At 30.1% G+C, this 9,192-nt stretch carries 3 protein-coding genes; all 3 read left to right on the plus strand.

Annotation, left to right across the window (positions count from 1 at the left end):
* Nucleotides 1-480 precede the first annotated feature (480 nt).
* The 3 genes from Z053_RS30590 to Z053_RS0127040 are packed head-to-tail and all read left to right on the plus strand — an operon-like array spanning nt 481 to nt 9,013.
* A complete protein-coding gene (locus Z053_RS30590) occupies nt 481-4,731 on the plus strand; it encodes a DUF6443 domain-containing protein (RefSeq protein WP_051476161.1) in 4,251 nt (1,416 codons plus the stop codon).
* Nucleotides 4,725-5,330, plus strand: a complete 606-nt coding sequence (locus Z053_RS0127035) for a hypothetical protein (RefSeq protein ID WP_025668105.1) — start codon at nt 4,725-4,727, stop codon at nt 5,328-5,330. The genes Z053_RS30590 and Z053_RS0127035 overlap by 7 nt, the downstream gene beginning before the upstream one ends.
* A gap of 41 nt (nt 5,331-5,371) precedes the next feature.
* On the plus strand, nt 5,372-9,013 hold the full coding sequence (locus tag Z053_RS0127040) for a hypothetical protein (protein WP_025668106.1): 3,642 nt from the start codon (nt 5,372-5,374) through the stop codon (nt 9,011-9,013).
* Nucleotides 9,014-9,192 lie beyond the last annotated feature (179 nt).

Here is a 9,192-nt window from a genome sequence, read left to right on the forward strand (position 1 = left end):
GTCTTTGGTTGCTTTTTTGATAATTTCCTATCTAAAAGATATAAATTCATTTTCAAATAATTAAATCATCAATTTATCATATTAAATTTTCATTAAAAAATGACTCTTATCAATTCTAAATAATTTTTCTTTTTTATCTTCGTACTATCCTACCCTATTAAGTTATTACATTTTATTTTTTTAGGTTTTAACTATACTGTTTTATGGAAAACGTTGTTTTATCTATACTTTTTAGTGTTTTGTATTTTCAATATTTAAATAACCTCTTATAACACCATTATTTTTGGTAAAAAATAATAAATACAAATCATCTAAATTAAAAATATGGTAACATTTCAAATTCTTAAAACATAAATTCAGAACATATCATTCTTTTTAAGATGGTTTTATTAAGATAATTGAAATATCGTATTCCCAAAACACACTTGGTAAAATTGAGAAAATTATTAAATCGAAACAATAGTAAAACAAATATAATTCATGAAAAAAAGGTTATTTATAGTATTAAGTCTATTCACATGGTTATCATATGCCCAGTCTTTGGATAAAAACTATACCATGTCTATTGTTCCTAAAGAAGCAATGACAGTAAATCAAATGGATACCGCTACGGTATCTTCAGCATTTAAAACCATTACCTACTACGATGGACTAGGAAGACCTATACAATCTATTGCTTTAGGGCAGAATCCTAATGGCAAAGATATCGTAGAGCACTATGCTTACGATCAATTCGGAAGAACAGAAAAAACATATTTACCATTACCCTCTAATCAAAACACAGGTGCTTTCATAAATAATCCAATACCACAAATAGAGACTTATTACAAAAATAAATATGGAGATGATAATCCCTATGCAGAACTACGTTTTGACAATTCTCCCTTAAACCGAATATTAGAATCAGCCGCTCCTGGTAATGATTGGGCGATGTCATCTGATCATACTACAAAATTTGAATATGGTACAAACGCTGATCTTGAAGTACGTAGGTATGGTTCTGATAATTTGGATATTCCCTCTACTTATACTTTTAATCACCTTGTAAGTAATAAAACGTATACCGCATCCCAATCTATAACACTGACTCCAGGTGCTCATCTGACTGATAATGTTCGTTTAAAAATAGCAAATAATGCCCCCTTATTAGGTTATAAAACATACAAAGCCAACGAACTATTTAAAAAAATCATTAAAAATGAGAATTGGAAACCTTCTGATGGTAACTTAAATACAAAAGAGGTTTTTTCTGATAAAAGTGGTAAAAAAATTTCAGAAGTAAGCTATATAGAAGAAGGGAATAGTATCAAAAAACTCATAACTAGATACATATATGATGAGTTTGGTCGTTTAATCTATATATTTCCTCCAAGCATAAGTGATAAAGAATTTGGTTCCTCAAATACAAATAATGAATTTTATTGGTATTACACTCAATTTTTTGAAAACCCAAATAAAGTAGGCCCCGCAGGAGGTTCTTTAGAAGCTTCTATTACCAATACTACTCTTACCATAAATGCGCATGCTTATTTTTATAATATGCCAATAAAAACTGGTAGAATTGCTTACATACAAGGGAATATACCCAATATTGATTTGGGTAACGTAATAACTGATATTGGTAGTTCTCAGTATACTGCTTATCTAAAAGATGGTTATTTATGTATTAGATCTAATGTTAACCCGCCACCTATCATCAAAAAAATTGATTTTTCTTTTCAAGTTCCTTTTGAACGTGAAATCATTTCTAACTATCAAGAAATTTTGGACAATCAAGCTTTTCAATACAAATATGATCAATACAATAGGCAAATTGCTCAAAAAATGCCAGGGAAAGATTGGCAATATGTAGTATATGACCAATTAGACAGGCCTCTTTTTACCCAAGATTATAACTTAAGAAGTAAGGGACAATGGATGTTTAATAAATATGATGCCATTGGTAGAACTATATATAGTGGAAAATACAATAGCAATTTAACTCAGACAGATTTACAAAATTTAGTTGATAATACTATCGCCAATTCAGGGAACAAATCAAACATTGAAAAAAGAACGAATTCAATTACTACTATTGGAGAGATATCAATTAATTATACAAATAATGCTTTTCCAAAAACAGGTATAGCAGAAATAACATCAGTAAATTATTATGATGATTATTCTTTTACCGATCCAGATAAACCAGCCATACCTTCAACTGTTCTTGGTCAAGAAGTATCACTAAAAACTAAAGGGTTACCTACAGCTAGCTGGTCAAAAACTATTGGATTAAACACCTGGACAAAATCATATCCTTTTTATAATTATAAAGCAGAAGAGATAAAAGTATATGGTAAGAATCATCTTTCGGGTGCAACTGTTGTAGAAACGGAAATTGATTTTACAGGTTTGGTAAAAAGAACAGTAACAAATCACAAAAGAACATCCAGTTCAACTAATATACAAATCATTGATCGGTTCGAATATGATAGTAGTGGCCGATTACTGGATCAATATCATCAAGTAAATTCTCAACCAGAAGAGCATATTAGAAAATACGTATATAATGAATTAGGAGAATTAACAAGTAAAGAAATTGGTGGTAAAGCAAATAATGGTTTATCATTACAAAAAATTGAATACACAAAAAATATAAGAGGTTGGCTAAAAAAACTTAATGATCCTAACCAAGATTTAGGTAATGATTTGTTTGCATTCGAGACTCTTTATAACGATGCAAGTCCTACAGTAGACAAATTATACACAGGTACAATTTCTGGAATACACTGGAAGTTTAATGATAATAATATCAAAAACACATATGATTATCAATATGATAACTTAGGTAGATTGTCAAGAGCTGCTTTTTCAAGTAGTGCGATCAATGATAATAATCGTTATACACTCTCTGAAGTAAAGTATGACCTCAACGGAAATATAACATCATTGAGACGAAATGGTTGGCAAAATAATTCTTCGTATGCCGATATGGATATTTTAAATTACGAGTATACAGGTAATCAACTTATTAAGGTAGTAGATTCGGGAAATAAAAATTATGGGTTTAAAGATTCTAATACTACAAATACTAATGATTATGTGTATGACAATAACGGAAATCTTATCAGAGACAATCATAAAGGAATTAACATTAGCTACAATTATCTTAATTTACCTAGTATTGTAACCTTTGATAGTGGTGAAAAAATAGAAATTATATATAATTCTACCGGAGCAAAATTATCCAAAAAATTCATTTCCGATACTCAAACGACAACTACCGAATATTTAGGAGACTTTCAATATCAAGATTCAAACTTGCTGTTTTTTGGTCAGGGAGAAGGGTTTGTTTTTAAAGAAGGGGATACTTATAAATATGCCTACATTTATACAGATCACTTAGGAAATAATAGGCTAGCGTATACAGACCTTAATAACAATAATACTATTGACAATAATGAGATTATATCTAAAACAAGTTATTATCCCTTCGGATTAATACATCCTGGGGAGATACAAACACCAATCGCGAGTGATTACAATTTTAAATTTCAAGGCAAAGAATTACAAAAAGAAGGAGGCTTAGATCATTATGATTTTGGTTCTCGTATGTATGATCCTTCATTAGGTAGATGGTTTGCTATAGATCCCCAAGGCCAATTTAGCAGCCCATATCTAGCAATGGGAAACAACCCAATAATGATGATTGATCCAAATGGAGAGTTTTCTTTTCTTGCAGCCCTTGTTGGAGCGTTTGTTTATACCGCATTTGATGCTGCACAAGGAAATGTTAATAATTGGGAAGATTTTTTTAAATCCTTTGGTACCGGTGCTGCACAAAGTGTTTTTGCCGGGTATGATAGTGTAGAAAATGCTGCTTTTGGGGCTGCTTATTCTCAATTTAATAGTGTAGTTACCGGAGATTCTGAAGGTGATGGAGTTACCCTATCTTTTAACCCCACTTATAGTTGGGGATCCAACTTTGGAGGCTGGGGTATTAATGCAAGTTTAAATGGCCGAATAGGTAATTTTGAAGGTGCTATTGGATATGGTGTGACCAGTTTTGGAAAATTTGATGTAGATAAAGGCCCTAGAACAGTATCTAATGAATCCAGACTATCTTATTCTTTAGGATGGAATGATGGTAAAACCGGTTTTCGTTTATACACTACCAAATTCAATGATGATTTGGGAGGGCAAAGGGTCGGAGGATTAGATTTCACCTCTGGTAAATTTGGTTTTAGATATGAAAATGATGGTTTCCCTTTTCAATATATAGGGTTACGTAAAAATACAGCCTCTCTTGGTAATGGAGGAGATAGCCATCGCACAGCTGCATTAAATTTAAGCTATGGGGATTTTAGTTATGGTTTTAATCTTTTTACTGGGTTTAGAAATGATTATACCAAAGATGAGGAGAAGTTGAATAGACCTCTAACAGAAGGAGTAGCTAGAAACATTAAAAGAAATGATCTAAACCAAGCAAATCTCCATGTCCCTTTATATGGAGAAACATACCCCCATCGTTATGTTGATGAAGAAGGTCCAAAATATAGATTTGGAGCGCAATACTTTGCCTATAAAGGATATAGAGTTGGATTGAATTCTGAACGAAACCGTCACTTGATTCAAAATTTAAGAGCACATAATATTGCTTTTGCTAAACAACCAGGCTTTATAATGACACATAACAGAAGTGTTGTATATTTTCAATACAGTTCTTATTCAAATCCTTATACACTATGGTAAAAAGACTAAAAATATTTGAATTCGTTTTTCTTATTCCATTTATCTTTTCGTGCTCTTCATACTATGGTAAAAAAGATGAGTCAGGGAGACTAAGGGTAAATGAAAAGCATTGGACTTTGAAAAACATTTCTAATAAAGGCGTCAAAAGAGTTTTGGATACAGATGTACTTTATAAAATGAAGTTTTCCTTTAGTAATCAAAATTACTTTTTTAGTAACCCAAAGAATAATCTAGTCAAACAGGAAAAAGATCAGGTATACTTACGATTTTTCAAAACTGGACATGTTTTATTTAGTATTCCTTATTTAAGCAATGTAATTAATGGAAAAATAATTGGCCCTAAAGAAGAATGGTTAAACCTAGACTTTGGAAGACAAGGCTTTTATACTATAGGCTCTAATGAGTTTGAAATAGAATTTTTCCAAAAACAAAATGTATCAATTGCGGGAAGTATGGATAGATACTACTATAGAGCATTAATAAAAGGAGATACACTACATCTAGTTAGAAAACATCACCAAAAAGGTCTTTATGTTCATAGCATATACATAAAAGAACCTATGCCAGAAGAATTAAAAAATCAAAAAGCCGATTGGTAATCTTATAAATAATATTCTAAATAAAAATAAATTATAATAGAATGAGAATTAAAAATTTAATTGCAACATTTTTATTTTTTCTTGTTTCACTAGCAATCAACGCTCAAACTGTATGGTATGATGTCGATGATCCTACTCAAGCTAAAATAGGAGAAGAACCCACTGTGCAGCAAAAATCTACAAATAACCAAGAAGATTCTGATCTTACGGTAAATCCTGATCCTATATCAATAATAGACAATTTATCTACAAATACAATTAATCAGGCAAATGGTAAGGTACATTATACAGTACCTATAACAGAAATCACTTCTAATCGATTAAAAGCCGGACTTAATTTGAGTTTTAATGGAGACAAAGCCATAAAGAATGTTGAGTATTCTAATAAAATAAAGGCAACAGGAATAGTTGGATTAGGTTGGAGTATTAATACTTCTAAAATCATTGCAGATAACAAACAAACCGGGTATAGAGATGATGATGAGTTTTTTTTATTAGAGGGTGGTTTAAAAAAACTAATTTGCACTAAAAAAGTATCGCCTAATCTTTATGAGTTTAAAGTAGAGAACCTTCCTAATTGGAATGTTACCTATTATAGAAATCATAATTATTGGTTAATTGTCAAAGAAAATGGAGATCGTTATTTCTATGGTGATTCTAATGCTAGTGTCAATACTAACGCTAATGAAAATATTATTCATTGGAACAATTGGATTGGAAATTCTAGAGCAACAGGAGGTGCGCTTCAAACTTTTACATGGAATTTATCTAAAATTTCTAATCAATGGGAGGATCAAATACAATTTTATTATCAAACAATAGATCAGGCAATACAAGCGGATAATCTTGGCCCAAAACATACCGAAGCGTCTTATTTGGTAAAAATAGAATCCAATTCCGGCGACAAGATTGAACTTAATTATCTTAACAAAATGAATACTGCAACTGTTCAAGAATATTATGAACCTAATACAGATATTAGTGAACCTGACGCATACCAAGAACGTTATGAGAAAAAATATCTTGATAACGTTATCCTAAAAAGAGATGATGGTGAGATACTAATGAAATATCAGTTAACTTATGAAACTACAGGGGTTGATTCTTTTGCTAAAAGGTATTTAACCCAGATAACAACATATAACAAAAACAATGAATCATTAAACCCACAGATTTTTGTTTATAATACAACTGGTATCTTTAAAGGAACCATACATAAAATCAAAAACACAACAGGTTCTGAAGTAACTTATCAATATGAAAATAAGTTATTACATAATAATGCCCCAAAAGTATATCTTTCTGGATTTCAAAATTCTAATGGTTATGAAATAGATCCCTTAGATCCAAATCCAACTAAAGGGGAATATTTTTCGTTAAATGATGGTAATGCATTAGTAAAATATGTTCCAGCCGTTAGTGGTAATGCCTATTTTTTAATTAGAACATGGGATGGAAAAGACTGGCGAGGAAAAAAATTATCTGTAAACCATACGCATGAGCTAAGTAACCATAGAAAAACCTTTATAGGTAAAAATTATTTTGGGTATTATTTTAAGGAAAAAATTAGAATCTTTTCTTTAGATAAAGATGGATATTCGTGGAAACAAAACGACTTTGAAATATCAATCCCCCCAGAAAAAGTTAAATCACTTATAACTAATGATGATTACGTTCTTATAATTTCGACAGAAGGTAAAATTCTTCCGTTAGTACAAAATGGTTCTGAGTGGCAAAAAATGAATTCTTTTAATGGCAGCAATACTAATAGTATTAGTAATATAAATGTAACAGGAAACCATTTAAATTTTACTTGGTATTACATAGATCCAAATACAAATGTTCGACATTTAGTTTCAAGAAATGTAATAAGTTTCCAAATGGATCATTCTTTCCGCATAGAACCTTATACATTTTCAGGATCAGCTTCTGGTTCTTATCCCCAAGCCGCAAGAAATATCAATTTATCTGATATTATATTTACTGAAAATGATTTTTCAAACAAATTTGTTCTTAATAGAATATATAAAAATCTTAATAAAGGATTTAACTTTTATAATGGAAAACAATGGTTCGAATATAAATCTAGTTCTACAAATGATTATCATAAAATTGGTATAAATAGAGCATACAAAAGTAAATGGATTGGCCCAGGTAATTATGACTCTAGATTTATAATTCTTTTTGATCCAAATTTAAATACCTTTTCGGAAATGACCTTACCCGAACCTTGGAATTATAGTTATCCATGGCAAATAGGAGACTATACTTTAACGCATAAAAAAATATACAAAAGCAATACTACCAATCTAGAACTAGTAGAAACATACAATACCGATCAATCAAATTCAGGTTATAAATTTTATAAGGCCAAATCAATGGATAAGACTATAATACAAAAAGTTGATGATGGATTGCCTAAAAATTGGTATTTATATATCGATAAAAAAGATGGAAGTATAAAGAAAACAATATGGGATGACTATCAAAATATAATCTTATTTTCGGATGAATATTTTCTTGAGAAGAAAGTTGTTGAAGGAAAAACTTTATTATATATACAGAGGTTTCATGAAAATAAAATTAATAAAAATGTATACGATATTGTAGTAAAGTCCATAAACATAAATAATGGCTTTGATGATAATATCATAACTTCATATTCTTATAATAACCCAAACATTCTAGCGAACAATGCTATATATTATGCCGAGGTAACTGAAGAAAGAAAAGGAGCAGGAAACTCAAGCTTGGGTAGAACATTAAATTACTATGACACAGGATCCAACGATATAAGAAAAGCAGGTTTATTAACACGTACCGAAGTAAAAGACACAGAAGGAAAAATAATTACATCAAGCAATAATGAACTAATTATTGGTGCTAATCTATACTCTAATAATTCAGTTAACAAACCTATTCATATTGGGAATAGGTTGTTGCTTAATAAAAAAACAAACGAATCTCATTTTTACAACGATTCAAATCATACCTGGATAACAACTACACAAAAATATGAATATAACAACAAAGGTCTTACCAGTAAAATCATAACTAACGACAGCGAAGGTAAAAAACAAGAACAAAATATAGAATATGCATTTCAAAACTCTATTGCTTTCATAAACTCTAATATGATTGATGCAATTTCAAAGAGAATTTATAAGTCTAATAATAAAATCACAGGTATATCTTTTGTTGAATGGGCTAATGAATCTGGAAAATTATATCCTAAAAAAGAGTATAATGGGCCAAATGGAAACAGCTTAAGATTACAAAGTGAAATTACAAGAATAAGTAATAAAGGAGTTATTGAAGAGACAACTAATGGTAAAGATTTATATGCAGTTAATCTTTCTGCCTATAACGATAAGCGTTCTGTTGCATCCATTGATAATGCACGATTTAACGATGTCATAAACAATTTGGATGTAACTTATAGTCAACTCCAAAATTTAACAACTGATCAACTAAAAATAGAGCTCAAGAAACTTTATGATAGATTACCAAATGCTATGATCAAGTTATCATTTTACGACAATAACGGAAGTATCATTTCTGAAATAGATGCCAGACAAGAAGAAATAAACTATCACTATGATAATTTTAATCGACTAGATTATGTATCAGATAAAAATAATAATGTGCTTAAGAAAAATATCTATAATTATAAAGCAAATTAAACTCACCTAGCTTAGTCTCGAGGCTTTGGGAAAACGAAAAAAATCAGAATATTGTACAGATTTACTAAAACCATCTTTTGTTTTCTGATTTAAACCCTAGCAATCCACTAACTACAGAGAAAGTAGGAGATTTTATTACTGATTACATATTAAATCCTGAGGATTCTAATATCAATTTT

The sequence above is a fragment of the Aquimarina megaterium XH134 genome (assembly GCF_000520975.1).
Lineage (GTDB): Bacteria > Bacteroidota > Bacteroidia > Flavobacteriales > Flavobacteriaceae > Aquimarina > Aquimarina megaterium.

Coding starts and splice junctions, on each gene's coding strand:
- Z053_RS30590 (WP_051476161.1), top strand. CDS start 481: ATGAAAAAAAGGTTATTTATAGTATTAAGTCTATTCACATGGTTATCA.
- Z053_RS0127035 (WP_025668105.1), top strand. CDS start 4,725: ATGGTAAAAAGACTAAAAATATTTGAATTCGTTTTTCTTATTCCATTT.
- Z053_RS0127040 (WP_025668106.1), top strand. CDS start 5,372: ATGAGAATTAAAAATTTAATTGCAACATTTTTATTTTTTCTTGTTTCA.